A 25,681-nucleotide genomic window follows, 5' to 3' on the forward strand; every position below is an offset into this window, starting at 1 on the left:
CAAACCCGAATGAGTCTTTTCGCGGCCACCCCACTACCATCGTTTCAACAGAGACAAGCGCAGCAACGCACTCGAACTCACTACCCGATCACTCACTCAGGGGCGCGCACATGTTCAGCTTCAAACAGACCATCGCGGCAACCGATCCGGAATTGCGACGGGCCATCCTCGCGGAATCGCTGCGTCAGCAGGATCACATCGAACTGATCGCTTCGGAAAACTACGCGTCGCCTGCCGTGATGGAGGCCCAGGGGTCGCTCCTGACCAACAAGTACGCGGAAGGCTATCCGGGCAAGCGCTACTACGGCGGCTGCGAGCATGTCGATGTGGCCGAGCAGCTCGCCATCGACCGGGCGAAGCAACTCTTTCACGCCGAGTACGCCAACGTGCAGCCCCATTCGGGGTCGCAGGCGAACCAGGCCGTCTACCTTTCGGTGCTCAAGCCCGGCGACACGATCCTCGGCATGTCGCTCGCGCACGGCGGACACCTCACGCACGGCGCGTCGGTGAACATGAGCGGCAAGCTCTTCAAGGCTATCGCCTATGGCCTCGATCCCGACACCGAGGAGATCGACTACGACGAAGTCGAGCGTCTCGCTCATGAACACAAGCCGCGCATGATCGTGGCGGGTGCGTCGGCGTATGCGCTCGTGATCGACTGGAAGCGCTTCCGTGCGATCGCCGACCAGGTGGGCGCCTATCTCTTCGTGGACATGGCGCACTACGCGGGCCTCATCGCCGCCGGCCTTTATCCGAGCCCCGTCGGCATCGCGGACTTCGTGACGTCGACGACCCACAAGACCTTGCGCGGACCGCGCGGCGGCCTGATTCTCGCCTGCGCCGAACACGAGAAGGCCCTCAATTCCACGATCTTTCCCGGCATTCAGGGCGGCCCGCTGATGCACGTGATCGCGGCGAAGGCGGTCGCGTTCCGCGAAGCGATGAGCGACGAATTCAGGCAATACCAGCAACAGGTGCTGACCAATGCCCGCGTCATGGCGACGACGCTTCAGGAACGCGGGCTGCGCATCGTGTCGGGCCGCACGGACTCGCACCTCTTCCTTCTGGATCTGCGCGCGAAAAACATCACGGGCAAGGACGCGGAGGCCGCCCTCGGCCGCGCCTCGATCACGGTCAACAAGAACGCGATTCCCAACGATCCTCAAAAGCCCTTCGTCACGAGCGGCGTGCGCATCGGCTCCCCCGCCATGACGACGCGCGGCTTTCGCGACCTCGAAGCGCAACAGCTCGGCAACCTGATCGCGGATGTGCTGGAAGCGCCCGCGAACGATCTCGTCATCCGCCGGGTCGCGGACGCCGTGAAGGCCCTGACGCGCCGCTTTCCGGTCTATGGCGATGCCCCCGATCACGACCTCGCGCGCCACGAAACCGGTTCGGGCCGCGCCGCGAGCTGAGTCCAGCGAATCCAGCGAATCCAGTCCGATCACCACACCACCACGTTGAGGAGCACACCATGTCGAATCCCTCAGGCACGCGCATTCCGGGCCGCAACTTCCTGGCCGTGCCCGGTCCCACGAATATCCCCGATCAGGTGCTGCGCTCCATGGTCGTGTCGATGGAAGACCATCGTTCGAGCAGGTTCCCCGAACTCGCCAATGGCGTGCTGAGCGATCTCAAGGTGCTCTACAAGACCACGACGGGCCAGCCGTTCATCTTCCCTTCATCGGGAACGGGTGCATGGGAAGCGGCGCTCACGAACACGCTTTCGCCGGGCGACAAGGTGGTCGTCGCGCGCTTCGGACAGTTCAGCCATCTGTGGGCCGACATGGCGCACCGCCTCGGCTTCGAAGTGGAGATCGTCGATGTCGAATGGGGTGAAGGCGTGCCTGTCGAGCGGATCGAAGAAATCCTTCGCGCCGACAAGCAGCACACGATCAAGGGCATCCTCGCATGCCACAACGAGACGGCGACGGGCGTCACGAGCGATATCGGCGCATTGCGCGCCGCGATGGACAGCGCGCGCCACCCGGCGCTCCTCTTCGTCGACGGCGTGAGTTCGATCGGCTGCATCGACTTTCGCATGGACGACTGGCGCGTGGACCTCGCCGTCACCGGCTCGCAGAAGGGCCTGATGCTGCCCGCGGGCCTCGGCATCCTGTGCGTGAGCCAGAAGGCACTGAAGGCGAGCGAGACGGCCACCTCGCGCCGTTGCTACTTCGATCTCGCCGACATGATCAAGGCGAACGCGACCGGCTACTTTCCGTACACGCCTGCGTTGCCGCTCCTCTACGGCCTGCGCACCGCGCTCGACCTGCTCTTCGAAGAAGGGCTCGACAACGTGTTCGCGCGCCACTACTACCTCGCCCAGGGCGTGCGCGCCGCGATCACCGAAGGCTGGGACCTCGACGTCTGCGCAAAGGCGCCGAAATGGCATTCCGACACGGTGAGCGCGATTGTCGTTCCCGAGAAATTCAACGCGGCCCACGTGATCGACCGTGCGTACCGGCGCTACAACCTGGCGCTCGGCGCCGGGCTCTCGAAAGTGGCGGGCAAGGTGTTTCGCATCGGCCACCTCGGCGACCTCAACGAACTGATGCTGATGGGCGCGATCGCGGGTGCGGAGATGGCGATGCTCGACGTCGGAATCGACGTGCGGCCGGGCAGCGGCGTGGGCGCGGCCGCTCAATACTGGCGCACCCACGAGCGCACGCAGAAGAAGCCCGCGCAGCGTCAGGAGAAGCGGGACGAAACGCGCGCCGCGGCCGTGGCCTGACCGAACCGAACCGACCCACCACCCAGGACGCCGACAGCATGCGACAAGACATCGTATTTCTCGACCGTTCCACCTTGAAAGCCGATGTGCGGCGTCCTTCGTTCGAGCATCGCTGGGAAGAGTACGACGTGAGCGCCCCTCGCGACGTGGCGCACCGGCTCGAAGGCGCGACCATCGCGATCACCAACAAGGTGCCGCTGCGTGCCGACACGCTCGCGAGGCTGCCCCGTCTCAAGCTGATCGCGGTGGCCGCCACCGGCTACGACGTGATCGACACCGCGTATTGCAGGGACCACGGCATCGCGGTCGCGAACATCCGCAACTATGCGACCCATACCGTGCCCGAGCATGCATTCGCGTTGATTCTCGCGCTGCGCCGCAACCTGAGCGCGTATCGCGAAGACGTGCGGCGGGGCCGCTGGCAGGCGAGCGACCAGTTCTGCTTCTTCGATCATCCGATTCGCGACCTGCATGGCGGGACCCTCGGCATCGTCGGGGAAGGGTCGCTCGGGCGCGGCACGGCGGCCATTGCGCGCGGCTTCGGCATGCGCGTGCTGTTTGCCGAGCACGGCTCGTCGAGGAAGGAACTGCTGGATGGCACCGCCTACGCGCCTTTCGATCAGGTGCTTCGCGAATCGGACGTCATCTCGCTGCATACGCCGCTCAAGCCCGCGACGCGCAACATGATCGCGCTCGACCAGTTCCGCATGATGAAGCGCACTGCTCTGCTGATCAACACGGCGCGCGGCGGGCTCGTCTGCGAGGACTCGCTCGTCACCGCGCTCAAGGAAGGGCTGATCGCGGGCGCGGGCTTCGACGTGCTGACGACCGAACCGCCGAGGGACGGCAATCCGCTGCTCGATCCCGACCTGCCGAACTTGATCCTGACGCCGCATGTCGCGTGGGCCTCGCTTGACGCCATGCAGTTCCTCGCGGACCAGCTGATCGACAACATCGAGGCGTTCGTGCGCGGCAAGCCGCAGCATCTCGTCACCTGAGCCGACTAAAGCAGCCAGTCCGTCACACACATTCCAGTAACCCCGCATTCATCCAGGGAACCAACATGGACATCCACGAATATCAGGCGAAGGAACTGCTGTCCGGGTTCGGCGTGCCAATCCAGCGCGGCGCGGTGGCCTACACGCCCGACCAGGCCGTCTACTGCGCCACCGAACTCGGCGGCTGGCACTGGGCCGTGAAGGCACAGATTCACTCCGGTGCGCGCGGCAAGGCAGGCGGCATCAAACTGTGCGAGACCTATCACGACGTGCACGAAGCCGCGACGGGCCTCTTCGGCAAGCATCTCGTCACGAAGCAGACGGGTCCGGAAGGAAAGGTCGTCGAGCGAGTCTATGTGGAAGTCGCCGAATCGTTCGAGCGCGAGCTGTATCTCGGCATCGTGCTGGACCGCAAGGCCGAGCGTGTCCGCGTGATCGCCACGGCGCAAGGCGGGATGGACATCGAGGAAATCGTCCATACGTCGCCGGACGCCGTGCTGCAAACCGTCGTCGAGCCGGCTGTCGGGCTGCAGCAGTTCCAGGCGCGCGAACTCGCGTTCGGGCTGGGCCTGAACAGCAAGCAGGTGAGCCGCGCGGTTGCCGCGATCATGGGCGCCTACCGAGCGTTTCGCGATCTCGACGCGACCATGGTGGAGATCAACCCGCTCGTCGTGACGAAGGACGATCGCGTGATCGCGCTCGACGCCAAGGTCTCCTTCGACGACAACGGTCTGTTCCGGCATCCGCATGTCTCCGAGATGCGCGATGCCGCCCAGGAAGATCCGCGCGAGGCCGAGGCCGCGCAGTTCGGCCTGAACTACGTCGGCCTGGAAGGCGACATCGGCTGCATCATCAACGGCGCGGGCCTCGCGATGGCCACGATGGACACCATCAAGTACGCGGGCGGCGAACCCGCGAACTTCCTCGACGTCGGCGGTGGCGCATCGCCCGAGCGCGTGGCCGCTGCGTTTCGCCTCGTGCTGTCGGACCCGAACGTATCCGCGATCCTGGTCAACATCTTCGCGGGCATCAATCGCTGCGACTGGGTGGCCGAAGGCGTCGTGCAGGCCGCGAAGAACCTGCGCGTGCCGCTCGTCGTCCGCCTTGCGGGCACCAACGTCGAACAGGGGCGCAGGATCGTGAGCGAAAGCGGGTTGCCGATCATCGCCGCCGACACGCTGCTCGACGCGGCGCAAAAGGCGGTCGAAGCCTCCAAGGCGCATCGCGCCGGCAAGAGCAAATAGGGAGAAGGAACATGAGCATTCTCATCGACGAAACGACGCGCGTGATCGTGCAGGGCTTCACCGGCGACAAGGCCTCCTTTCATGCGAAGGAGATGATCGCCTACGGCACCAACGTGGTGGGCGGCGTCACGCCTGGCAAGGGCGGACAGCGCCATCTCGACCTGCCGGTCTTCAACACCGTGAAGGAAGCGGTGCGCGCGACGGGCGCCACAGCGAGCCTCGTGTTCGTGCCGCCGCCCTACTGCGGCGACTCGATCATGGAAGCCGCCGACGCCGGTCTCGAACTCGTCTGCGCGATCACCGACGGCATTCCGGCGCAGGACATGATGCGCGTGAAGCGCTATCTGCTGCGCTATCCGAAGGAACAGCGCACGACGCTCGTCGGGCCGAATTGCGCGGGCATCATCAGCGCGGGCCGCGCGATGCTCGGCATCATGCCGGGACACATCTACCGGCGCGGCTCGGTCGGCATCGTGTCGCGGTCCGGCACGCTCGGCTATGAAGCCGCGGCGCAACTCGATGCACTGGGTCTCGGCGTGACGACCAGCGTGGGCATCGGGGGCGACCCCATCAACGGCAGTTCGTTCCTCGATCACCTGCGCCGCTTCGAGCAGGACCCGGAGACGGAGGTCGTGATCATGATCGGCGAGATCGGCGGGCCGCAGGAAGCCGAGGCCGCGCGCTGGGTCAGGGATCATATGACAAAGCCGGTGGTCGGCTACGTGGCGGGGCTTACCGCTCCGAAAGGCCGGCGCATGGGACACGCGGGCGCGATCATCTCGGCGACAGGCGACAGCGCCGCCGAGAAGGCCGAGATCATGAAGTCCTACGGACTGTTCGTCGCGCCGAGCGCGTCCGAACTCGGGTCGACGGTGGCTGCGGCGCTTGCTCAAAATGTCACGCGCCGCGTCGCTTGAGCGCGAAGGCGGCGCCGCTGCCGCCCTCGCCCCTACGCTCACGCACCCGACGCATCGGCAGCCTTCCGGGGAAGCGGAGGTGGCGCGCCTTGCCACCGCCTCGGCCGCGCTGCCGAAGCTCGCTTCGAAGGCCTATGAACCGGGCGTCGTCGATTTGCTGTTCGGCCTGCTCTGCGACGTGGCCCGGCGGCGCCAGCCCGAAGTCGAACTCGCGCTGCGCGGCCAGTCGCTGCCTGAAACCGTGCCGCGCGCCGTGTGGCGCCGAAGCCTGCAGGCGCAGGGCATCTGGTTTCAACTGCTGAGCATCGCGGAGCAGAGCACGGCAATGCGTCGTCGCCGCGAGATCGAGATCGAAAGCGGTTACGACCACTTGCCCGCGTCGTTCGCGCGCGTCGTTGCCGAAGCGGCGGCGGCGGGCGTGCCCGCCGAAGAGGTGCGCTCGGTGCTGCAGAACCTGAAGGTGCGCCCCGTCATCACCGCGCATCCGACAGAAGCCAAGCGCGTGACCGTGCTGGAGATTCATCGGCGCATCTATCGGAAGCTCATGGATCTGGAGTCGCCCCGGTGGACGCCGCGCGAGAGGCGCGCGCTCGTCGGCGCGCTCGGCAATGAAATCGAGCTGCTCTGGATGAGTGGCGAGTTGCGCCGTGAGAAGCCGACGGTGGCGCAGGAAGTGGCCTGGGGCCTGCACTTTTTCAGCGAAACGCTGTTCGAGGCCGTGCCGCTGCTGCTCGAAAAGCTCGAAGACGCGCTCCATCACTACTACCCCGGCGAACGCTTCGAAACGCCGCGCTTCTTTCAGTTCGGTTCGTGGATAGGCGGCGACCGGGACGGCAATCCGTTCGTCAACAACGAAGTCACACGCGCGACGCTGCATGAAAACCGGCTTGCGTGCCTGAAGCGGTATCGGCAGCGCCTCGTCGAACTGACGCAGACGCTCAGCATCACCGCCGAAGCGCTGCCGATGTCCGAGTCGTTCAACCAGCAGCTTTCGCGCGCCCTCCTGCAAAGCGGCGACGGTGAGGCGATTGCCGCGCGCAATCCTGGCGAGCTTGCGCGCCAGTATCTGACGTGCATCCTGCGGCGGGTCGATGCCACGCTGGGGTCTGCGCAACGCCGCGGCGCCGGTGCGCGGATCGAAGGCGGCTATGCGACGGCGGACGAACTGGCGGCCGATCTGCGCGTGATCGAGCAAGCCTTCCTCGCCACCGACAGCATCGCGCTGGCCCGCACCTACGTGCGGCCGCTGCGGCATGAAGTGGAGACGTTCCGCTTCTCGACCGTGCAGCTTGACCTGAGAGAAAACTCGACGGTGATCGAGAAGACGCTCGTGGCGCTCTGGCGCTCGCGCGCTCAAGACGGCGCGGAACTGCCCGCGCCGCAGTCGCCGCAGTGGAAGGCGTGGCTGCTTGCGGAACTCGCGCGTCCGCTCGACGCCGAAACGAGCGACGCAAGCCGCGCCGCCTTGCTCGACACGTTGCCGCCGCTAGAAGCCGAGACGCTGCAGATCTTCGGGACGGTTCGGGAGATGCGCCGCGTGGTGGATCGCAATGCGTTCGGCGCTTTCATCCTCAGCATGACGCATCACGCGACCGACATCCTGGGTGTCTATCTGCTCGCGAAGGAAGCCGGCTTGTTCTCCGATGCGGCCGGGGTCGAAAGCTGCACGCTGCCTGTCGTGCCGCTTCTGGAAACCATCGACGACCTGCGCCGCGCTCCCGAGATCCTGCGCGAACTGCTTGCCGTGCCGATGGTCCGGCGCAGCATTCGCGCACAGGGCGGCGTGCTCGAAATCATGATCGGCTATTCGGACTCGAACAAGGACGGCGGCTTCTTCGCGAGCAACTGGGAATTGTCGAAGGCGCAGACAAAGATCACGCGGCTCGGCAAGGAACTGGGCGTGCCGATGGCATTCTTCCACGGGCGCGGCGGGTCGGTGAGCCGTGGCGGCCTGCCCGCCGGACGCGCGATCGCGGCGCTGCCCGCGAATTCGGTGAACGCGCGCTTTCGCGTCACCGAGCAGGGCGAAGTGGTCTCGTTCAAGTACGCGAATCGCGGAACCGCGCAGTATCACGTCGAGTTGCTCGCATCGAGCGTGCTCGAACACACCTTCAAGTCGGAGCGTGAAGAAGCGCTCGTGCCAAAAGGCGAGTTCGACGAAGCGATGGAAGCGCTGTCCGGCGCATCGCGCGCGGCGTATGCGAAGTTCATCGAGCAGCCCGATCTGATCGCGTACTTTCAGGCAGCAAGCCCGCTCGAAGAACTCTCGGCGCTCAACATGGGTTCGCGTCCGGCGCGGCGGTTCGGCGCGCGCACCATGCAGGACCTGCGCGCGATTCCGTGGGTGTTCGCGTGGGCGCAGAACCGGCATGCGCTGACGGGCTGGTATGGCGTCGGCAGTGCGATAGCCGCGTTTCTCGCGGTGCGCAAGGAACGCGGCCTCGAACTGCTCAGGCGCATGTACGAGGAGTCGCGCCTGTTCCGCCTGATCATCGACGAGGTGGAAAAGACGCTCGCCCAGGTCGATCTCGACATCGCACGCGGCTATGCGGAACTCGTCGCCGACCGGCAGTTGCGCGAGACCGTTTTCGGCCAGATCGAGCACGAACTGCGCCTCACCACGCAGATGGTCCTGCGCGTGAGCGGCGGCGGCGAGATCGCGGAGCGCTTTCCACAGTTTCGCGAGCGGCTCGCGCGCAGGCTGCCGGCCATCAACCAGGTCGGCCGCCAGCAGATCGAACTGCTGCGGCTCTATCGGCAGGCCGCGACGGATGGCGAGCGGCGCGGCTACCTGGTGCCGCTCCTGCTCTCGATCAACTGCATCGCTTCAGGCTTCGGCGCTACCGGCTGAGTCACCCTTTCGGAATACACCACAGGAGGTCAAGCATGAGCTTTACCGTAATCGAGCAGGCCACGCCACGCCTGCACCGTTCGGAGCTTGCGGTTCCCGGCTCCAATCCGGCGATGTTCGAGAAGGCCGCGAAATCGGCTGCCGACATCATCTTTCTCGACTGCGAGGATGCCGTCGCGCCCGACGACAAGGAACAGGCGCGCAAGAATATCGTCGAGGGCCTGAACGACATCGACTGGGGCGGCAAGACGATGATGGTCCGCATCAACGGACTCGACACGCACTACATGTATCGCGACGTGGTCGATATCGTGGAAGCCTGCCCGCGACTCGACATGATCCTGATTCCGAAGGTAGGCGTCGCCGCGGATGTCTACGCACTCGACATGCTCGTGACGCAGATCGAAACCGCGAAGCGCCGCACGCGCCGCATCGGCTTCGAAGTGCTCATCGAGACGGCGCTCGGCATGGCCAACGTCGAAGCGATCGCGCAAGCGAGCAAGCGGCTCGAAGCGATGTCGTTCGGCGTCGCCGACTATGCGGCCTCGACCCGCGCTCGCACGACGGTGATCGGCGGCGTCAATCGCGATTCCGGCGTGCTCACCGACAAGGACGAGCGCGGCGAGCGCGACTACTTCTGGACCGATCAGTGGCATGCGGCTCAAACGCGCATGATGGTGGCGTGCCGCGCCTACGGGCTGCGTCCCATCGACGGCCCGTTCGGCGACTTCAGCGACCCGGACGGCTACGACGCTGCGGCGAAGCGCGCGGCGGTGCTCGGCTACGAGGGCAAGTGGGCGATTCATCCGTCGCAGATCGAGCTGGCGAACAAGGTGTTCACGCCGTCGGACGCGGAAGTCACGAAGGCGCGCCGCATCATGGAAGCAATGGCGCAGGCGGCGCGGGACGGCAAGGGCGCCGTGTCGCTCGATGGCCGCCTGATCGATGCGGCAAGCATCCGCATGGCCGAGGCGTTACTGGCGACGGCGAGCGCGATTGCAGGATCGAAGCGGTAGTTCAGGCGCTGGCCGCCGCAGCGCGGCGGCCAGCGTGCGGGTTCGTCTCGCGCCACGCCGCGATCATCGAGTCGGCGGAGCGATCGATGTCTTCTTCCGTCGTCGGCCACGCAATGATGGACACGCGCATCACCTCGCGCTCGCGCCAGCGCGTGCCGCTGGCATAGCAAACGCCGGCCGCCTGAATCCGTTCGACGGTCGCCCGCGTGAGCGCGTCGCGACGGGCCGAAGCGTCGTCATCGGCGTCGTCGCCCGCGCCGAAGCGCACCGCGAACTGATTCAGTTCAACCTCGTTCAACACCTCGATGCCCGGCTCGGCGGCGAGCCGCGCCGCCATGCGCCGGGCGAGCGCGCAATGCCGTTCTATCATCTGCGCGATGCCTTGTCTTCCGAACGCGCGCAACAGCGCCCAGAGCGCAAACCCGCGCGCACGCCGCGACAGTTCGGGGGCGTAATGCAACGGGTCGCGGATCGCGTCGGCGGCAGTCGGCAGGTAGCTCGCGCCGATCGACATGGCGCGCCGGTGCGCGCTTCTATCGCGCACGAACGCGCAGCCGCATTCATAGGGCGCCTGGAGCCACTTGTGCGCGTCGGTCGCCCATGAGTCCGCGTCTTCGACGCCTTCGGAAAGCCACGCTTTCGACGGACATGCCCGCGCCCACAAGCCGAACGCGCCATCGACATGCAGCCATCCGCCGCGCGCATGCGTGAGCGCGGCGATCTCGCTGAACGCGTCGAAGGCGCCCGTCACGATGTGGCCGGCCTGCGCAATCACGATCAGCGGCCCATTGGCACCGGCAAGCGCGGCGCCCAGTGCGCCGACATCCATGCGGCCCGCGGCATCGGCGGGAATCCTCACGACGCGGCGCTCGCCGAAGCCCAGGTAGCGCAATGCGGCAAAGACGCTCGCGTGCGCGTCGTCGCCGAGATACACGGTGATGGGCGGCGCGCCGAACATCCCGTCGGCCTCGACATCCCAGCCCACGCGCCGCAGCAACGCGCCGCGCGCGGCCGCGAGGCACACGAAGTTGCTCATCGTCGCGCCGCTCGTGATGCCGACGGAACATTCGCCCGGCAGCCGCAGGATATCGGCGAGCCATTGCGCGGCAACCTGCTCGGCCACGGCGCTCGCCGGCGCACCGTGATAGCTGCCGGCGTTTTGCCCCCACATGCTCGTGAGCCAGTCGGCCGCCACGCCCACGGGATGCGAGCCGCCCACGACCCACCCGAAGAAGCGCGGCCCGGCCGTTCCCATCAGGCCCGGTTCGGCCGCCGCGACCAGACGTTCGATGACGTCATCGGCGGGCGATCCGGCCTCGGGCGTCGGGCCGCCGAACGCGCGCATCAACGCATCGAAATTCGCGGCTGCGTTCGGCTCGCGCGTCGTGCGTGCGTCGTCGAACGCGAGCGCGTGGCGATATGCGGCCTCCAGCGCCGCGCGGGCATCGGTCTTTTCCAGTGAATCGCGTGGGTCGCGGGACATGGGCCGTGGCTACGTGCCTAACGCGCCGGCACTTGCCAGAACGGCTGCGGCGGATGAAACGCCTCGCCGTTGGCAAAGCGCTCGGCGGAACGCAGCGTGTTCTCGATCAGCATCGTCACCGTCATCGGACCCACGCCGCCAGGCACCGGCGTGATCCACGACGCACGCTCGCGCACGACATCGAAGTCGACATCGCCGACAATGCGCCCGTCAGGCAGCCGGTTGATCCCGACATCGATCACGATCGCGCCCTCCTTCACCATCTCCTCCTTGATGAGCCCGGGCTTGCCCGCGGCGACGACAAGAATGTCCGCATCGATCGTGTGGCGCGCGAGGTCGCGCGTCTTCGCATGGCAGATCGTCACGGTGGCCTCCTTTTGCAACAGCATCAGTGCCATCGGCTTGCCGACAATGTTGCTCGCCCCGACCACCACGACGTTCTTGCCCGCCACGTCGATGCCGGTGGTTTCCAGCAGCAGTTGCACGCCATAAGGCGTGCACGGCGGAAAGATCGAATTGCCGACGACGAGCGCGCCCACGTTGTACAGATGAAACCCGTCGACGTCCTTGTCGACGACGATGCTCTCCAGCACGCGCCGCACATCGACTTGCGGCGGCAGCGGCAACTGCACGAGAATGCCGTGCATCGCCGCGTCGAGATTGAACGCGGCGATGCGGTCGAGCAACTCGGTCTCCGCGACGTCCGCCGGAAACCGATGCATGAACGAACGCACGCCGCTCTCCTCGCACGCCTTCACCTTGTTCGCGACGTAGACCTGCGAAGCAGGACTGTCGCCGACGAGGATCACCGCCAATCCCGGCACGACGCCACGCGTTGCGAGCGCCATCACACGCTCGCGAAACCGCCCGCGCAGGCGCCGCGCGAGATGCTTTCCATCGATGATCCGTGCGCTCATCGCGAGCCGTTGAAGCCGGGGATCCAGTTCGTGCCCGCGAGCGGAACACGCGCCATCGCCGCTGCTTCGACCGTCAACGCAACCAGGTCCTCAGGCTCCAGATGATGCACATTCTGCTTGCCGCAAGCGCGCGCGATGGTGGTCAACTCCATGTTCAGCGTCTTCAGGTAGTTCTTCAGCCGCTTCGCGCCCACCTCCGGCTGCAGACGTTCCTGCAGCTTCGCATCCTGCGTCGTGATACCGACCGGGCACTTGCCGGTGTGACAGTGGTGGCAATAGCCGGGCGCGGTGCCGAGGTTCGCGTACTCATCGAGTGCCGAGACGTGCTGGCCGCCCTGCACATACGTCGAGCTATTGCAGCCGAGCGACACGAGCACGCCCTGCCCGATCGCCACCGCGTCCGCCCCCATCGCCAGCGCCTTCGCGATGTCGGCGCCGCTGCGAATGCCGCCCGAGACGATCAACTGCACCGTGCCCTTCATGTTCAGGTCTTCGAGTGCGTCGACCGCCTGACGCAGTGCCGCGAGCGTCGGAATGCCCACGTTCTCGATGAAGCACGTCTGCGTCGCCGCCGTGCCGCCCTGCATGCCGTCGACGACGATCACGTCGGCGCCCGCATGGACCGCGAGCTTCACGTCGTTGAACGTGCGCGTCGCTCCCACCTTCACGTAGATCGGCGTTTCCCAGTCGGTGATTTCACGCAGTTCCTGGATCTTGATCAGCAGATCGTCGGGACCCGTCCAGTCCGGGTGACGCGAAGCCGAACGCTGGTCGATCCCTTCCGGCAGCGTGCGCATCTTCGCCACGCGCGGCGAAATCTTCTGGCCGAGCAGCATGCCGCCGCCGCCCGGCTTCGCGCCCTGACCGATCACGACTTCGATCGCGTTGGCCTTCCTCACGTCATCCGGGTTGAAGCCGTAGCGCGACGGCAGGCATTGATAGACGAGCGTCTTCGACGACAGGCGCTCCTCCTGCGTCATACCGCCGTCGCCCGTGGTGGTGGACGTGCCCATCTCCGTCGCCGCGCGTCCGAGCGCTTCCTTCACGTTCGCCGACAGCGCGCCGAAGCTCATGCCCGCGACGGTGATCGGGATCGCGAGTTCGATCGGCTTCTTCGCGAAGCGCGTGCCGAGCACCGTCTTCGTCGTGCACTTCTCGCGATAGCCTTCCAGCGGATAGCGCGAGAGCGACGCGCCGAGGAACAGCAGGTCGTCGAAGTGCGGCACGCGGCGCTTCGCGCCGAGGCCACGGATCTCGTAGAGGCCGTGCGCCGCTGCGTTCTGGATGTAGTCGATCGTCTTGCGGTCGAAGCCCCAGGATTCTTCGGTGGCAATGTGCTTCATGTGTACCGGCTTGATTTCCATGGCGAGGATCCTTGGGTCAATATTCCTGGTTCGCGTCCGCGTTCCAGTGATACAGCGAACGGGCGGAGGCGATGCGCTTGAAGTCCTTCGGATCGAACTCCGCGAAGGCCGGCCCGGCCGCGCGCAACAACTGCGCAACGGCTTCGACATCGGCGCCCGTCATCGGCTCCTCGCGCGCATCCGCGCCGAGCGACTTGATGCTGCCGCGCACGTAGAGCACCGCCTCGTAGAGCGAATCGCCGAGCGCATCGCCCGCGTCGCCGCAGACCACGAGCCGTCCCGCCTGCGCCATGAAGGCTGAGAAGCTGCCGACCGAACCCTTCACCACGACATCCGCGCCTTTGAGCGAGATCGCGCAGCGCAGCCCCGCGTCGCCTTCGATGACGAGCAGCCCGCCATGCGCCGACGCGCCCGCCGCATTCGACGCGAAGCCCTTCACGTGCACGCGCCCGCTCATCATGTTCTCGGCGACGCCCGTGCTCGCGCTGCCCGCGATGGTCACCTTCGCTTCCTTGTTCATGCCGGCCGCGTAGTAGCCCGCGTGACCATCGATCTCGATCTCGATCGGCAGGTTCAGGCCGACCGCGATGTTGTGTGCTCCATCCGGGTTGCTGATACGCACCACGCGGGTGCCACGGTCAGCGGCGTCCTTGTGAAGGAAGCGGTTGAGCTCGGTCACTGGCGTCTTCGCCAGGTCAAAGTTCATACTTTCCATACGTACATCTCCTCAGGGGCCGGTTCGAACACGCGTGCATGCTTGATGTCGGGCAGGTGCGCCAGCGAGCGGAACTCGGAGGCGATCGCGACGAAGTCGTCGTTCTCCGCGACGACGGCGGGCTTGCAGGCGAACGGGTCGCGGATCAGCGCGAGCTTGTCGGGCGTTCCCATGAGAAACGTGTAGAAGCCATCGAGCTGCTCGAAGCCCTTTTGCAGCGCCACTTCGAGATCGTCGCCTTCACGCAGGCGGTATTCGAGGTAGCGGCACGCGGCTTCGGTGTCGTTGTCCGTGTCGAAGCGGATGCCGTGCGGCTCCAGCATGCGGCGCACGCCATTCGGATTCGACAGCGAGCCGTTATGCACGAGGCAGAAGTCTTCGCCCGCCGTGAACGGGTGCGCGCGATCCGGCGTGACCGCCGATTCCGTCGCCATCCGCGTATGGCCGACGAGGTGCGTGCCGCTCAGGCCGCTGAACGCGTAGCGGTCCGACACTTCCCCCGGCGTGCCGACGTCCTTGTAGAGATCGATGGCCCGCCCGGTCGACAGAATGTGCAGCTTCGGATGGTGCTCCCTGATCCAGCGCTTCACCGTCTCCGGCGCGAGGCCGACGCTCAGCACGGCGTGGTTGCCCTTCGCATGAAGCGTCGCCTTCGCGCCGAGATGCAGGTTCAGTTCGTGAACGAGACCCTGCCAGTTGAAGTCCTCGCCGTCATCGGCGAGGCCCGAATACAGGCTGATCTTGCGCACGCTCTCCTCGACCGGTTCGGTGAACACCGCGAGGCCGGCCGAGTCCGGGCCGCGTTCGGTCATCCCGATCAGCATGGGGACCATCAATTCGCCGAGCCGCTCGCGCAGTTCCGGCTTCTTGACGAGTAATCCGACAATTCCACACATGGTTTTTCTCCTGCACGCGTTTCCCGCGTTCAATGATTCAAGGGGACTGGTCCGTTGCTTAGAAAAATTCGAGGTATGACTTCTGTTCCCAGTCCGACACGTGGCGCATGTACTCGATCCACTCCATGTGCTTAAGACGCAGGAATTCACCGCCGGCCGGGCCGAGCGCCTCGCGCATCAGGTCATCCTGCTCGAACGCATGGAGCGCCGCCTGCAGGTTCTGCGGCAGGATGCTGATGCCGTGGTCGCGCAACTGCTGCGGCGTCTGCTCGTACAGGTTCAGGTTGCATGGCTCGCCCGGATGCAGGCTGTTGCGTACGCCGTCGAGGCCCGCCGCGATCACCGCTGCGGTTGCGAGATACGCATTGCAGGCGGCGTCGGGCAGGCGCAGTTCGATGCGTCCACCCGGAATGCGGACCATCGACGAACGGTTGTTGTTGCCGTAGCTGATGTACGCCGGGGCCCACGTCGCACCCGTCAGCGAGCGTCCCACCACGAGCCGCTTGTACGAATTGACGGTGGGCGCGCAGATCGCGGTAAGCGCGGCCGCATGCTTCAGCAGGCCCGCCGTCCAGTGATACGCCAGCTTCGAAAGTCCGAGGCCGTAGTCGTCGTGATCGTCGGCGAAGAGATTGCGCTCGCCATCGGAGAGCGACATGTGCATGTGCATGCCGTTGCCCGGGCGGTTCGCGAACGGCTTCGGCATGAACGAGCAGACGAGGCCCAGGTCGTTCGCGATCTCCGATGCGGCCATCTTGAAGAACACGTAGTTGTCGGCGGACTTCAGGCACTCGGTGAACGTGTAGTTGATTTCGAACTGGCCGTTCGCGTCTTCGTGATCGATCTGGTAGACGTCGATACCCGCCTTGATCAGCGACTCGGTCAGCCGTTCGAGGAATTCACGCGAACGCGAAAGGCCCTTGTAGTCGTAACACGGCTTGGGCAGCGCATCGGTGGCGTCGCATGGCACGATGCTGCCGTCGGCCTGCTTGCGCAACAGCGAGAACTCGGGCTCGAGGCCGGTGTTCAGAATCCAGCCATGCTCCGCCAGTTTCTTCACCTGCTTCTTCAGCGTGACGCGGCTTTCGAAATCCCACGGCTTCTTTTCCACGTGACCGTCGCAGACGATGCGGGCGTAGCCCGGCTGCCACGGCACCAGTTGCAGCGTGTCGATGTCGCCGACGGCCATGAAGTCCGCGCCTTGCGGATCGATGCCGAGACCCCACACCGCGAAGCCCGCGAATCCCGCGCCGTTCTTCAGGATCATGTCCAGATGCGCGGCCGGAACGGACTTGGTCTTCGCGACACCGTGGATGTCGACGAACTGCGCGAGGATGTACTTGATGTCGTTGTCTGCGAGAAATTTCTTGGCTTCTGCGGGGGTCATGTCAAATGTCCTCATGCGTCATGGGTGCGATGTCGGGGAAGGCCGGGGCGCCGCGCGGGCATGCGCCTGGCCGACTGTCACTGGCCTACCGGGATGCTGCCTGGTCGATATCGGTGATCGTGGCGAGACCGACCGGCCCGCCGCCCAGCTCGGCAGCGATGCCGGCAAGGGTTTCCCACAAGTAGTGACCGTAGGTGCCGTCGGCCCACAGCCGCAGGTAAGGCCGGCCCATCCGCTCACCCGGCAACACCGTGACGGCAACACCCGCCATCGACGTGAGCACGACCGGTCTTGCTTCCAGATCGAGTGCACGGAAGTTGACGTTGCAGGTCTGCAGCAGCAACTCGTGCAGCGCTTCCCCGGCGAGCGCCAGTGCCAGATCCTGGCGCAGCACCGGGTAGACACGCAGCGCCGGCTCTCGATGGGCCAGCTTCGCCGAGGTCCGGCTGTTCAGGCCATCCTCGATCAGATATTCGGTCAGGCCAAGGCGCGCGATGAAGCCGCCGCCCGCGAGCGGGTTCCATGAGTTCGGCGCGTCGGGAACCGGCAGGCCCTGTTCGCCGAGCCACGCCGCTGCGCCCTGCCCCTTGAATCCCACGCGATGCAGATGCGAGACATCGGCGATGCCGAGAATCTCCGCACGCATCCTTTCGTCGCCGCCGAAGCGCTCGGCGACCTGCATGCTGTCGGTCACGCGCCACGCTGCGTTCGCGGCCTGCTGTGCGTCGTGCGCGGGACTGCGGCGCAGCGCGGAAAGATGGGCGGTCATGCGGTCTCCTTCTTCGGTGCAGCCGCTTTCGAAAGCGCGGCGTCTTTCTGGCGCAGGTTCTCGGGGTCGTAGAACGGAATCGGGACGACGGTGGCCGCGACCAGCCGGCCGTCGGTGAGCCGAAACCCGATTCGTGTGCCGGGCGCCGCGAGCGACGGCTTCACGAACGCGAGACCGATCGTCTTGTTCAGCGTCGGGCTGAACGACACGCTCGTCGCGCGGCCCGCGATCTCGCCGCCATCGATCACGAGGTGGCATTCGCGCAGCCCCGAGTCCTTCGCGCCGTCATCGAGCGTGAAGCCGACGCTGCGCTGCTGGGCCGGTTGCTTCTCGATGACCTGCAAGCTGCGCTTGCCGACAAAGAACGGCTTGTCCAGCTTCACGGCCCATTCCATGCCGGCATCGCGTGGCGTGGTGAGGCCGTCGGTATCCTGACTCACGATCGCGTGGCCCTTTTCGAGGCGCAGGAGCCGCTGCGCTTCGACCCCGAACGGCCGGACGTCATACTCCGCGCCCGCGGCCAGCAAGGTCTCCCACAGCGCCGCACCATACTCGGCCGGAATGTGAATCTCATAGCCCCATTCGCCGACGAAGCCCACGCGCATCAGTCGCGCCGGGACGCGGTGCTCGCCGAGCGCGACGCCCGTCACGCGAATGCCGAGATACGGGAACGCTTCCGAGGACAAGTCCAGATCGACGAGCTTCTGGAGCACGGCGCGCGAGTCGCGCCCCGCGAGGTTCACCGCCGCATAGGCGCCCGTCACGTTGACGATGCCGCAATCGAGGCCCCAGATCGTGTTCAGCCGCGACAACTCGCGATAGATCGCAGCCGCGCCCGACGTGGTCGTCGTGAAGTAGAAGTGGTCGTCGGCGAGCCGGGCGATCACGCCGTCGTCGATCACGACGCCCGATTCGTCGCACATCAGCGCATAGCGCGTCATGCCGGGCTTGAGGCCCGCGTACTTCGACACGTACACGCGTTCGAGAAACTCCGCGGCCTGCGGTCCGCGCACTTCGAGCTTGCCGAGGGTGCCGACATCGATGATGCCGACGCCATTGCGCACCGCATGCACTTCCTCATGGATACAGGTCAGCCGGTCCTTGCCCGCCGCCGCGTAGTACTCGGGGCGTTGCCAGACGCCTGCCGGCATCCATACCGCAGCGAGCTTCGCGTGCTGCGCGTGCAGCGGTGTCCGGCGCTCGGGGTTGAAGCCGCGTCCGGCGAGCAGCGCCATCGGCACCGGATGAAAGAACGGACGCGCCGTGGTCGTGCCGACCTGTTGCGGCTCCTTCCCCGTGAGCCGCGCGAGAATGCGCAGGCCGTTCATGTTCGAATGCTTGCCCTGGCTCGGCCCCATGCCATTGGTCGAGAAACGCTTGAGCAGTTCGATGTTGTCGAAGCCCTCCTGCACCGCGTTCGCGAAGTCCTTCAATTGCAGGTCTTCATCGAAGTCGACGAAATTCTTGCCCTGCGCATGCGCCACGATCGGCCACGCATGCGATGGCGATTCCGGCTCCGCCGCAGGCGCGATCGCAGTGGCACGGCTCGCTTCGGCACCCGCCCCGCAGTGGAGCGCGGCCAGCACGCCGGCGCGGCGGCCATCCTGCAGCTTGCTGTCGAAGGTGAAGACGCCGTTCACGCGTCCACAGGCAAACACGCCCGGGGGCAACTGGTCCGGCACGAACTGCTCGATCGGCTTGTCATAGCGCATCCGGGTGCCGGCCTGATAGAGCAGGTTCGCAGCGGGCGCCCAACCGACGCTCATCAACAGCGTGTCGCAGGGAATTTCCTTCGTGCGTTGCGTGGGCACCGGGCCGCCGTCGGCCGCGAACGGACCCACGCGCACGCCGGCGAGACGCGTGCCCGCCGAATTCGCGATTCCTTCGACCACGCAACTCGAACCCAGCACTTCGACGCCGCGTGCTTCCAGTTCGCGCGCCAGGTCGCCGAAGCGGTGCGACGCGCGCAGATCGATGACGGCCGCAACGGTCACGCCACGCGCCAGCATGTCGAGCGCGGCGCGATATCCATCCGCGTTCGCGGTCAGCACGACGGCACGCTCGCCGGGACGCACCGCATATCGGTAGGCGAGGCGTTGCGCCGCCGAGGCGAGCATCACACCCGGCAGGTCGTTGTTGCGGAACACGGCCGGTTGTTCGAAGGAGCCGGTCGCCATGATCACCGCCCGGGCGCGCATCTTCGTGATGCGCGTGCCATCGACGAGCGGCACCCAGTGGTCCGCGTAATACGCCGCTGCAAGCGTGCCCGTCATCATGCGAATGCGAGGATGGTTGTGCGCTTTCACATCGAGTTGACGCACCGCCTGATAGCGCGATTCGTCTCCGCCGATCTGGTAGGTGCCGCTGCCGCCGGAGCGCGCGTTTTCATCGACGATCACGACATCCGCGCCCTGTTCCGCCGCCGCCAGTGCCGCCGACAAACCGGACGGACCCGCGCCGATCACGAGCACGTCGCAAAACCCGTAGCGCTTCGGCGTGCGGACATGCGGCGCGCTGAAATCGACCTTGCCCAGTCCCGACATGTTGCGGAACATGCGCTCCCAGCGCGGGAACCAGCGCTTGCTATAGAACGCCTTGTAGTAGAAGCCGACCGGCAGGAACGGCGCGAGCTTGCCGATCCAGCGGCCACGGTCGGCAGCCACGCCGCCGAACGTATTGACCGAGGTCCAGTTGCCACCGCTCGTGAGTTCCGTGACATCGGCGCGCACATTGATGCGCGCGCCGTCCTGCACCATCGCGTTCACGTCGTGATTCGCCAGCGACAGCACGCCGCGCGGCCTGTGATACTTGAAACTGCGGCCAAGCACCGTCACGTCCGAAGCCCACAGCGCGCTCGTGATGGTGTCGCCGGCGAAACCCTTGTAGCGCCGGCCTTCGTAGGAGAAGTCGAGTTGCTTGTCGCGCGCGATCCATTCGCCTGCGTGGGGAGCCAAACGCATTTACGCCTCCTCGCCATTCAAGTAAGTGCGGATCACGCGATCCAGCAGGGTGTCGCGCTCGGCGATGAACCAGGTGTTGCTCGGCGTGTGGCACCACCATTCCTTCTTCACGCCCGGCGCCCCGTTGCGGCAGAACACGTAGTCGGCCCATTCGTCGTCGGTCGCCGTGGACGGTTCGGGCATCGGGCGCAATTCGCCCCAGTACGCGAATTCCGATACGGGCCGCGCGCCGTTCACCGGGCAAGTCATGATCTTCATTGCCTGTCTCCTCGATCAGTGGCCGACCGACGCCGCGCCCTTCTCGCCGGTCAGCGAGAACTCACGGAAGCGATCGAGCGTGAAGCCCGTGATGAGCGGATGGTTCGTGTCGTTCACGACCGTGTGCGACATCGTCTTGCCGCAAATCGGCGTGGCCTTGAAGCCCCAGGTTCCCCAGCCGGAATCCAGATAGAAGCCTTCGACCTGCGTCTTGCCCATGATCGGGGCGAAGTCGGGCGTCATGTCGGCCATGCCGGCCCATTGACGCATCACCTTCACTTGCGAGAGGAACGGGAACATCTCGAGCATGTGCGCCGTCAGTCCCTCGACGAAATCGAGCGTCGAGCGCGTCGAATGCAGTTCGTACGGATCGAGCGAGGCGCCCATCACCAGCTCGCCCCGAGCCGACTGGCTGATGTACACGTGCAGGCTGCCGGAGACGAGAATCGGGTCGAGCCACGGCTTGAGCGGCTCGCTCACCATCGCCTGCAGCGGATGGATGTAGATCGGCGTGCGCACGTCCACCATGTCCGTGATGCGCGGAGTCGAACCGGCGACCGCGCACAGCACCTTGTTGGTCGAGATATAGCCTCGCGACGTGTTCACGCCCCTGACCTTGCCCCCGGCCACGTCGATGCCGAGCACTTCCGTCTGCTGGTGTATCTCGACGCCACGCTGATCCGCGCCACGTCCGTAGCCCCACGCCACCGCGTCGTGGCGGGCAACCGAGCCGGGTGCGTGATACAGCGCGCCGAGGATCGGCGCGACACCACCGCACGAGAGATCCATCATCGGCGCGGAGGCCTTCACTTCCTTCGGGCCGACCACTTCCGAATCCACCCCGTAGTGCTTGTTCACCTCGGCGCGCCAGCGCATCGTGCGCATCGCGGAGTCGGTGTGGGCGAGCGTGTAGTGGCCGCGCGTCGAGTAGAAGAGGTTCAGGTCGAAGTCTTCCGACAGGTCCTGCCACAGCTTCACCGACGCATCGTAGAACTGCACGCCTTCGGGCGTCAGATAGTTCGAGCGGATGATGGTCGTGTTGCGTCCCGTGTTGCCGCCGCCGATATAGCCCTTCTCCAGAACCGCGACGTTGGTGATGCCGTGCTCGCGGGCGAGATAGTAGGCGGATGCGAGTCCATGACCGCCAGCCCCGATAATCACAACGTCATAGGAACGACGCAGACTGTCATGCTGCGTGAACATCCTCGGCTCGGGATGCTTCTTCGACATCGCGAAACGCGCAAGACGCCATGGCATAACTCTCTCCTTGTGCAGCCCCTGCGGCGTGGGGCTTTTGTGGATTCCGACTGGGGGGACGATTCGCTGGGCTAACGCAGTACCACTGTCTTGTTGCCGTGTATCAACACGCGGTCTTCGAGGTGATAGCGCAACCCCCGTGCCAATACGGCCTTCTCGATGTCGCGGCCGAGGCGCACGAGATCGTCCGGACGATCGGAATGGCGCACCCGGATCGTGTCCTGTTCGATGATCGGACCTTCGTCGAGGTCTTCCGTCACGTAATGGCAGGTCGCGCCCGTCAGCTTCACGCCGCGCGTATAGGCCTGGTGATACGGCTTCGCACCGACGAAGCTCGGCAGGAACGAATGGTGGATATTGATGATGCGGCCCGGGTACGCGCGGCACAATTTCGGCGACAGCACCTGCATGTAGCGCGCAAGCACCATCGTGTCGGCGCGCGCGTCTTCGAAGAGCCGCTGCACTTCGTCGTAGGCCGCTTCCTTGTTATCCGGCGTGACCGGCACGTGATGAAACGGGATGCCGTGCCATTCCACGAAACTGCGCCACGTGTCGTGGTTCGAGATCACGCACGGAATGTCGATGTCGAGTTCGCCGGCCTTCCAGCGCGCCAGCAAATCGTAAAGACAGTGTTCGAGCTTCGACACCAGGATCACGACGCGCTTTTTCACCGAGTGATCGGCGACCTTCCACGACATCTGGAAGTCACGGGCGATGCGCTCGAAGCGATCGCGGAACTGGTCGATGCTGATCGACAGCGAATCGGTCGCGATCTCGTGGCGCATGAAGAAGCGCTTTTCGATTTCGTCGGCATGGTGTGAGGCTTCGATGATCCAGCCGTGATGCTCGGCAAGGAACGTGCTTACAGTGGCCACGATGCCAATGCGGTCCGGGCACGACAGGGTCAACGTAAAGCGGCGAGTTGCGGACATGGGGCTCTCGGCTTTCTCTTTGGTGAGGTGTTGATGCAAGGTAACTACGCGAAAATCGACTGTCAATGTGGATAAACTCTTTTTCCTGTCAGGAAACACCTTGTGAGTACCCATTCATGGGTATGGCATCGGAAAAAGCGCTCACATGGGGGAAGCTGCGGGACCCGCGACGGTTGAGTTGGGCTGGACAGGGACGCGGCAAGGAACCGCGTCGGGCAAGACTTCGTGTCGCTGGAGAAAGCCGCGCCCAGGCCGGTGCCGATGCGGCACGGCCAGGGCGTACTGTGTGTGTGTCGGGAACGGTGGCGAGCGGCGCGAGTCGGCTAGGCCGCTTGCGCCTGCAGGCGATGTCTGAACGACGCCCAGCGATAGCGCGCGATCATGTAGGCGTCGAGCGCGGCTATCGCATAGATGAAGATGCCGCCCGCGTGCCGGCCAACGAACGAGCGTCCCGGAGCGGCGAGCTCCATCGTCACGAACCCGAGCGAGAGCATGAAGAACACCATCGTCAGTGCACGAGCGGGCGTCCCGTTGAGCACTTGTCCCGCGCCCGGCAGGAGCACGGCGGCCGCCAGCACGAGATAGGGATGCAGCGGCCGTCGAGCGCGCGGCGTGGGCGTGCTCGGTCGCTTGTCGCGCGCGGAGGGCGGCATCGATTTACGCCTGCGCATGAGTGCCTCCGCTCGCGAGATCGGCGCACACCGCCACGGCCTGATCGAGTATCGACTTGAGCAGCGCGGCTGGCACATGCGCTTCGCGAAACGCGGCGGAGCGCAGCACCAGATACTCGCTGCGATCCGCGCTATGCGCCTGATAGACGATTCTCACGCCGTGCCGCGTGACCAGCAGTTCCTTCGAGCGCGGATCGTCGAAGATCGTGCGGACATGAGGATCGAGTAGCCCGAGCGGAAGTTCGGCGGCGGGCCGGTCGGCCTTGATCGACGTATGCCGGGGCCACGCGTCCGGGATAGCGACACGCATGGGCAGGCTGCTCGCCGGCGAATAGAACTCGACATTCTGAGTCCGCGCGAGCAGATCGAACGTGCCGTCCATCGGCAGTTCGCGCCTGACCGTGACAAGCAGCCACAGCGAAGGAATCTTGCGAAAGACAACCTGATCGACAACCGGTTCGACACGCACGTCATAGCCGCCGTAGCAACCCGTGAGCACGGGAAAATCCACGGCATCCTGTGTCAGCCGATGGTGGTCGAACAGTGCGAGACAGGCTTCGAACAGCTTCAGGCGCTGCGCCTTCATCACGCTCCGGTCGTGGCGATACACGAGACCGAGCGTCACGGCGAACAGCGCCGCCAATGCGATGCCAGCGAGATGCATGGTGTGACGCTCCGTTGCCGCGACGCTCGCTATGGATAACCCCTGCCACCTTTCGAGAGGGGCGCCGCACGATGTCAGTAGTTTTTCGGGCGCGGCCAGTCCATCGTGAACTGATCGCCTCGCTTGACATACTTGTACCGGTGCAGCGTGAACCAGATGGAGGCGATGATGTAGAACGCCATGATCGACAGCAGCGACGTGCCGTAGCCAAGATAGGTCGCAAAGTAAGTCGCGATGCATAACGTCAGCAGCACCAGCGCCGGGATCGGATGAAACGGATGGATGTAGCCGCGGTTGATGCTGCCGAGCGGCCATTTCCGGCGGAACTTGACGATGTTGATCGACATGAACGTGTAGCCGAGCAGGCCGGACAGGATGGAGAACGTGATCACCTGGTCCAGCAACCCGGTGAAGGCGAATGAGATCGCGATCGGCACGAGGAAGATGATGGAGCGATACGGCGTGCGGTATCGCGGATGCACGGCGCCGAACCACATCGGCATGTAGCGGTCGCGCGACATCGAAAACCAGGCGCGGGAGGCGTCGTTGATACAGCCGTTGGCCGATGCGACCGCCGAGAACAGCGTGCCGACGAAGAGCAGCGTCTGCAAGCCCTTGCTTCCGGTCAGGCGCGCGGCATCGTAGAGCGGCGTCACTGCCTGGCCCAGATACTCCCACGGCATCAGGCCGGTGGCGATGTACCAGGTCATCGCCGCCGCGATCAGCAGCGTGATCATGCCGCACATCGTGCCAAGCGGAATCGAGCGTCCCGCCGAGCGGACTTCTTCCGCTGCCTGGCAAGTGCCTTCGATGCCCAGGTAGTACCACATGCCGAACTGCAGTGCCGCCACCACGCCGAGCCATCCATACGGCAGCGAGGTCAGCAACTCGCGATGCAGGAGCGTCTGCCCCGGGTGCCAAGGCTGCACGCCCAGAAACAGCACGACGATCGCGACGAATGCGATCGACGTAATCACGAAATTGACCGTCAGCGTGACAAAGACGCCGCGATAGTTGAGCCACGCCAGAAACGCGATGGTGACGAGCGCAAACGGCCGCGAGTCGAGCCCCGGGTATCCCGAATCGGCGGCGACGGCCTTGATCAGGTCGCCCACCACGAGTGCATCCGCCGCCTCGAGCATCGTGTACGCCATGACGAGATACAGGCCCACGTTGAACGCCATCAGCGGCCCGATGATGTGCTTCGCCTGCGTGTACTGGCCACCTGCTGCGGCGACCGTCGAGGTCACTTCGGAGTCGATCATGGCCACGCACGTGTACAGCAGGCCGATGATCCAGCAGGCGATCAGCGAACCATACGCGCCGCCTTTCGCAACAGAGAAATTCCACCCCATGAATTCGCCGACGAGGACGATGCCGACGCCGAGCGCCCATACGTGAATCGGCCCCAGCACCTTCAACAACGCGATTCGCTCGCCTTTCTGTCCTGCCACCGCTGCATCACTCATGAACTGCTCCTGAATGGGTTGAACTGGCGGACGCGGCTATTCCTTCCCTTCCGTCGAACTCATCAGAAAGTCGTCGTCGTATTGACGGCGAACCTTGAGCGCGTCGATCAGGATCCACAGGAAGAGCATGATCGACACGGCCCAGGCGGCATGACTCAGCAATTGCCAGAAGTTCATCG

At 65.3% G+C, this 25,681-nt stretch carries 22 protein-coding genes; 7 read left to right on the top strand and 15 right to left on the bottom strand.

The genetic code is table 11. The annotated features are described in order from the left end of the window. The first annotated feature begins 110 nt into the window (after positions 1 to 110). From glyA to AWB68_RS12420, 7 genes are all read left to right on the top strand, one after another. The gene (gene glyA, locus AWB68_RS12390; protein ID WP_087644644.1) at positions 111 to 1,415 is read left to right on the top strand and encodes a serine hydroxymethyltransferase; all 1,305 of its coding nucleotides are present in this window, start codon (positions 111 to 113) and stop codon (positions 1,413 to 1,415) included. Between the two features lie 59 nt (positions 1,416 to 1,474). Continuing rightward, on the top strand, positions 1,475 to 2,734 hold the full coding sequence (locus tag AWB68_RS12395; protein WP_087644645.1) for an aminotransferase class V-fold PLP-dependent enzyme: 1,260 nt from the start codon (positions 1,475 to 1,477) through the stop codon (positions 2,732 to 2,734). 38 nt (positions 2,735 to 2,772) lie between these two features. Further along, positions 2,773 to 3,732, top strand: a complete 960-nt coding sequence (locus tag AWB68_RS12400; RefSeq protein WP_087644646.1) for a D-2-hydroxyacid dehydrogenase — start codon at positions 2,773 to 2,775, stop codon at positions 3,730 to 3,732. A gap of 65 nt (positions 3,733 to 3,797) precedes the next feature. Continuing rightward, entirely contained in the window at positions 3,798 to 4,976 is a 1,179-nt protein-coding gene (locus tag AWB68_RS12405; protein WP_087644647.1) for a malate--CoA ligase subunit beta, read from the top strand. Positions 4,977 to 4,987: 11 nt separating this feature from the next. Further along, the gene (gene sucD / locus AWB68_RS12410) at positions 4,988 to 5,893 is read left to right on the top strand and encodes a succinate--CoA ligase subunit alpha (protein ID WP_087644648.1); all 906 of its coding nucleotides are present in this window, start codon (positions 4,988 to 4,990) and stop codon (positions 5,891 to 5,893) included. Further along, positions 5,871 to 8,744: a phosphoenolpyruvate carboxylase gene (locus AWB68_RS12415; RefSeq protein WP_087644649.1), complete on the top strand. Its 2,874-nt coding sequence runs from the start codon at positions 5,871 to 5,873 to the stop codon at positions 8,742 to 8,744. Before sucD ends, AWB68_RS12415 begins: the two co-directional genes overlap by 23 nt. Positions 8,745 to 8,779: 35 nt before the next feature. Further along, a complete protein-coding gene (locus tag AWB68_RS12420; RefSeq protein ID WP_087644650.1) occupies positions 8,780 to 9,760 on the top strand; it encodes an HpcH/HpaI aldolase/citrate lyase family protein in 981 nt (326 codons plus the stop codon). A 1-nt stretch (position 9,761) separates the two neighbouring features. On the opposite strand, the gene AWB68_RS12425 is transcribed toward AWB68_RS12420, so the two are convergent. From AWB68_RS12425 to AWB68_RS48850, 15 genes are all read right to left on the bottom strand, one after another. After that, positions 9,762 to 11,243, bottom strand: coding sequence for a pyridoxal phosphate-dependent decarboxylase family protein (locus tag AWB68_RS12425; RefSeq protein ID WP_087644651.1), 1,482 nt, complete (start codon positions 11,241 to 11,243; stop codon positions 9,762 to 9,764). A 17-nt stretch (positions 11,244 to 11,260) separates the two neighbouring features. Then, positions 11,261 to 12,160 carry a bifunctional methylenetetrahydrofolate dehydrogenase/methenyltetrahydrofolate cyclohydrolase FolD gene (gene folD / locus AWB68_RS12430; RefSeq protein WP_087644652.1) on the bottom strand — a complete coding sequence of 300 codons (900 nt, stop codon included), beginning with the start codon at positions 12,158 to 12,160 and terminating at the stop codon, positions 11,261 to 11,263. Further along, on the bottom strand, positions 12,157 to 13,524 hold the full coding sequence (locus tag AWB68_RS12435; RefSeq protein ID WP_035937808.1) for an FMN-binding glutamate synthase family protein: 1,368 nt from the start codon (positions 13,522 to 13,524) through the stop codon (positions 12,157 to 12,159). Before AWB68_RS12435 ends, folD begins: the two co-directional genes overlap by 4 nt. Before the next feature lie 16 nt (positions 13,525 to 13,540). After that, positions 13,541 to 14,239, bottom strand: a complete 699-nt coding sequence (locus AWB68_RS12440; protein ID WP_087644653.1) for a GltB/FmdC/FwdC-like GXGXG domain-containing protein — start codon at positions 14,237 to 14,239, stop codon at positions 13,541 to 13,543. Next, on the bottom strand, positions 14,227 to 15,135 hold the full coding sequence (locus AWB68_RS12445; RefSeq protein WP_087644654.1) for a class II glutamine amidotransferase domain-containing protein: 909 nt from the start codon (positions 15,133 to 15,135) through the stop codon (positions 14,227 to 14,229). The genes AWB68_RS12440 and AWB68_RS12445 overlap by 13 nt, the downstream gene beginning before the upstream one ends. A 58-nt stretch (positions 15,136 to 15,193) precedes the next feature. Further along, the gene (gene glnT / locus AWB68_RS12450; RefSeq protein WP_087644655.1) at positions 15,194 to 16,522 is read right to left on the bottom strand and encodes a type III glutamate--ammonia ligase; all 1,329 of its coding nucleotides are present in this window, start codon (positions 16,520 to 16,522) and stop codon (positions 15,194 to 15,196) included. Positions 16,523 to 16,607: 85 nt separating this feature from the next. Continuing rightward, complete coding sequence (locus AWB68_RS12455) at positions 16,608 to 17,291, bottom strand: hypothetical protein (protein ID WP_087644656.1); 684 nt, start codon at positions 17,289 to 17,291, stop codon at positions 16,608 to 16,610. Further along, positions 17,288 to 20,251 (bottom strand): glycine cleavage T C-terminal barrel domain-containing protein, encoded by a 2,964-nt coding sequence (locus tag AWB68_RS12460; RefSeq protein WP_087644657.1) that lies wholly within the window; start codon positions 20,249 to 20,251, stop codon positions 17,288 to 17,290. Before AWB68_RS12460 ends, AWB68_RS12455 begins: the two co-directional genes overlap by 4 nt. After that, entirely contained in the window at positions 20,252 to 20,509 is a 258-nt protein-coding gene (locus AWB68_RS12465) for a sarcosine oxidase subunit delta (protein ID WP_087644658.1), read from the bottom strand. A 15-nt stretch (positions 20,510 to 20,524) separates the two neighbouring features. Then, the gene (locus tag AWB68_RS12470; protein ID WP_087644659.1) at positions 20,525 to 21,766 is read right to left on the bottom strand and encodes an FAD-dependent oxidoreductase; all 1,242 of its coding nucleotides are present in this window, start codon (positions 21,764 to 21,766) and stop codon (positions 20,525 to 20,527) included. 71 nt (positions 21,767 to 21,837) lie between these two features. Then, a complete protein-coding gene (gene purU / locus AWB68_RS12475) occupies positions 21,838 to 22,698 on the bottom strand; it encodes a formyltetrahydrofolate deformylase (RefSeq protein ID WP_087644660.1) in 861 nt (286 codons plus the stop codon). 323 nt (positions 22,699 to 23,021) lie between these two features. Next, positions 23,022 to 23,369, bottom strand: a complete 348-nt coding sequence (locus AWB68_RS12480; protein WP_235028294.1) for a hypothetical protein — start codon at positions 23,367 to 23,369, stop codon at positions 23,022 to 23,024. After that, positions 23,356 to 24,033 (bottom strand): hypothetical protein, encoded by a 678-nt coding sequence (locus AWB68_RS12485; protein ID WP_087644662.1) that lies wholly within the window; start codon positions 24,031 to 24,033, stop codon positions 23,356 to 23,358. Before AWB68_RS12485 ends, AWB68_RS12480 begins: the two co-directional genes overlap by 14 nt. Before the next feature lie 74 nt (positions 24,034 to 24,107). Continuing rightward, a complete protein-coding gene (locus AWB68_RS12490; protein ID WP_087644663.1) occupies positions 24,108 to 25,502 on the bottom strand; it encodes an APC family permease in 1,395 nt (464 codons plus the stop codon). A 36-nt stretch (positions 25,503 to 25,538) separates the two neighbouring features. Beyond that, positions 25,539 to 25,679 (bottom strand): hypothetical protein, encoded by a 141-nt coding sequence (locus tag AWB68_RS48850; protein WP_200828682.1) that lies wholly within the window; start codon positions 25,677 to 25,679, stop codon positions 25,539 to 25,541. Positions 25,680 to 25,681: the final 2 nt, after the last annotated feature.

The sequence above is a fragment of the Caballeronia choica genome (assembly GCF_001544535.1).
GTDB lineage: Bacteria > Pseudomonadota > Gammaproteobacteria > Burkholderiales > Burkholderiaceae > Caballeronia > Caballeronia choica.

What these genes read in the sequence shown, in the direction of transcription:
- glyA (WP_087644644.1), top strand. Translation starts at nt 111, where the DNA reads ATGTTCAGCTTCAAACAGACCATCGCGGCAACCGATCCGGAATTGCGA.
- AWB68_RS12395 (WP_087644645.1), top strand. Translation starts at nt 1,475, where the DNA reads ATGTCGAATCCCTCAGGCACGCGCATTCCGGGCCGCAACTTCCTGGCC.
- AWB68_RS12400 (WP_087644646.1), top strand. Translation starts at nt 2,773, where the DNA reads ATGCGACAAGACATCGTATTTCTCGACCGTTCCACCTTGAAAGCCGAT.
- AWB68_RS12405 (WP_087644647.1), top strand. Translation starts at nt 3,798, where the DNA reads ATGGACATCCACGAATATCAGGCGAAGGAACTGCTGTCCGGGTTCGGC.
- sucD (WP_087644648.1), top strand. Translation starts at nt 4,988, where the DNA reads ATGAGCATTCTCATCGACGAAACGACGCGCGTGATCGTGCAGGGCTTC.
- AWB68_RS12415 (WP_087644649.1), top strand. Translation starts at nt 5,871, where the DNA reads ATGTCACGCGCCGCGTCGCTTGAGCGCGAAGGCGGCGCCGCTGCCGCC.
- AWB68_RS12420 (WP_087644650.1), top strand. Translation starts at nt 8,780, where the DNA reads ATGAGCTTTACCGTAATCGAGCAGGCCACGCCACGCCTGCACCGTTCG.
- AWB68_RS12425 (WP_087644651.1), bottom strand. Translation starts at nt 11,243, where the DNA reads ATGTCCCGCGACCCACGCGATTCACTGGAAAAGACCGATGCCCGCGCG.
- folD (WP_087644652.1), bottom strand. Translation starts at nt 12,160, where the DNA reads ATGAGCGCACGGATCATCGATGGAAAGCATCTCGCGCGGCGCCTGCGC.
- AWB68_RS12435 (WP_035937808.1), bottom strand. Translation starts at nt 13,524, where the DNA reads ATGGAAATCAAGCCGGTACACATGAAGCACATTGCCACCGAAGAATCC.
- AWB68_RS12440 (WP_087644653.1), bottom strand. Translation starts at nt 14,239, where the DNA reads ATGGAAAGTATGAACTTTGACCTGGCGAAGACGCCAGTGACCGAGCTC.
- AWB68_RS12445 (WP_087644654.1), bottom strand. Translation starts at nt 15,135, where the DNA reads ATGTGTGGAATTGTCGGATTACTCGTCAAGAAGCCGGAACTGCGCGAG.
- glnT (WP_087644655.1), bottom strand. Translation starts at nt 16,522, where the DNA reads ATGACCCCCGCAGAAGCCAAGAAATTTCTCGCAGACAACGACATCAAG.
- AWB68_RS12455 (WP_087644656.1), bottom strand. Translation starts at nt 17,291, where the DNA reads ATGACCGCCCATCTTTCCGCGCTGCGCCGCAGTCCCGCGCACGACGCA.
- AWB68_RS12460 (WP_087644657.1), bottom strand. Translation starts at nt 20,251, where the DNA reads ATGCGTTTGGCTCCCCACGCAGGCGAATGGATCGCGCGCGACAAGCAA.
- AWB68_RS12465 (WP_087644658.1), bottom strand. Translation starts at nt 20,509, where the DNA reads ATGAAGATCATGACTTGCCCGGTGAACGGCGCGCGGCCCGTATCGGAA.
- AWB68_RS12470 (WP_087644659.1), bottom strand. Translation starts at nt 21,766, where the DNA reads ATGCCATGGCGTCTTGCGCGTTTCGCGATGTCGAAGAAGCATCCCGAG.
- purU (WP_087644660.1), bottom strand. Translation starts at nt 22,698, where the DNA reads ATGTCCGCAACTCGCCGCTTTACGTTGACCCTGTCGTGCCCGGACCGC.
- AWB68_RS12480 (WP_235028294.1), bottom strand. Translation starts at nt 23,369, where the DNA reads ATGCGCAGGCGTAAATCGATGCCGCCCTCCGCGCGCGACAAGCGACCG.
- AWB68_RS12485 (WP_087644662.1), bottom strand. Translation starts at nt 24,033, where the DNA reads ATGCATCTCGCTGGCATCGCATTGGCGGCGCTGTTCGCCGTGACGCTC.
- AWB68_RS12490 (WP_087644663.1), bottom strand. Translation starts at nt 25,502, where the DNA reads ATGAGTGATGCAGCGGTGGCAGGACAGAAAGGCGAGCGAATCGCGTTG.
- AWB68_RS48850 (WP_200828682.1), bottom strand. Translation starts at nt 25,679, where the DNA reads ATGAACTTCTGGCAATTGCTGAGTCATGCCGCCTGGGCCGTGTCGATC.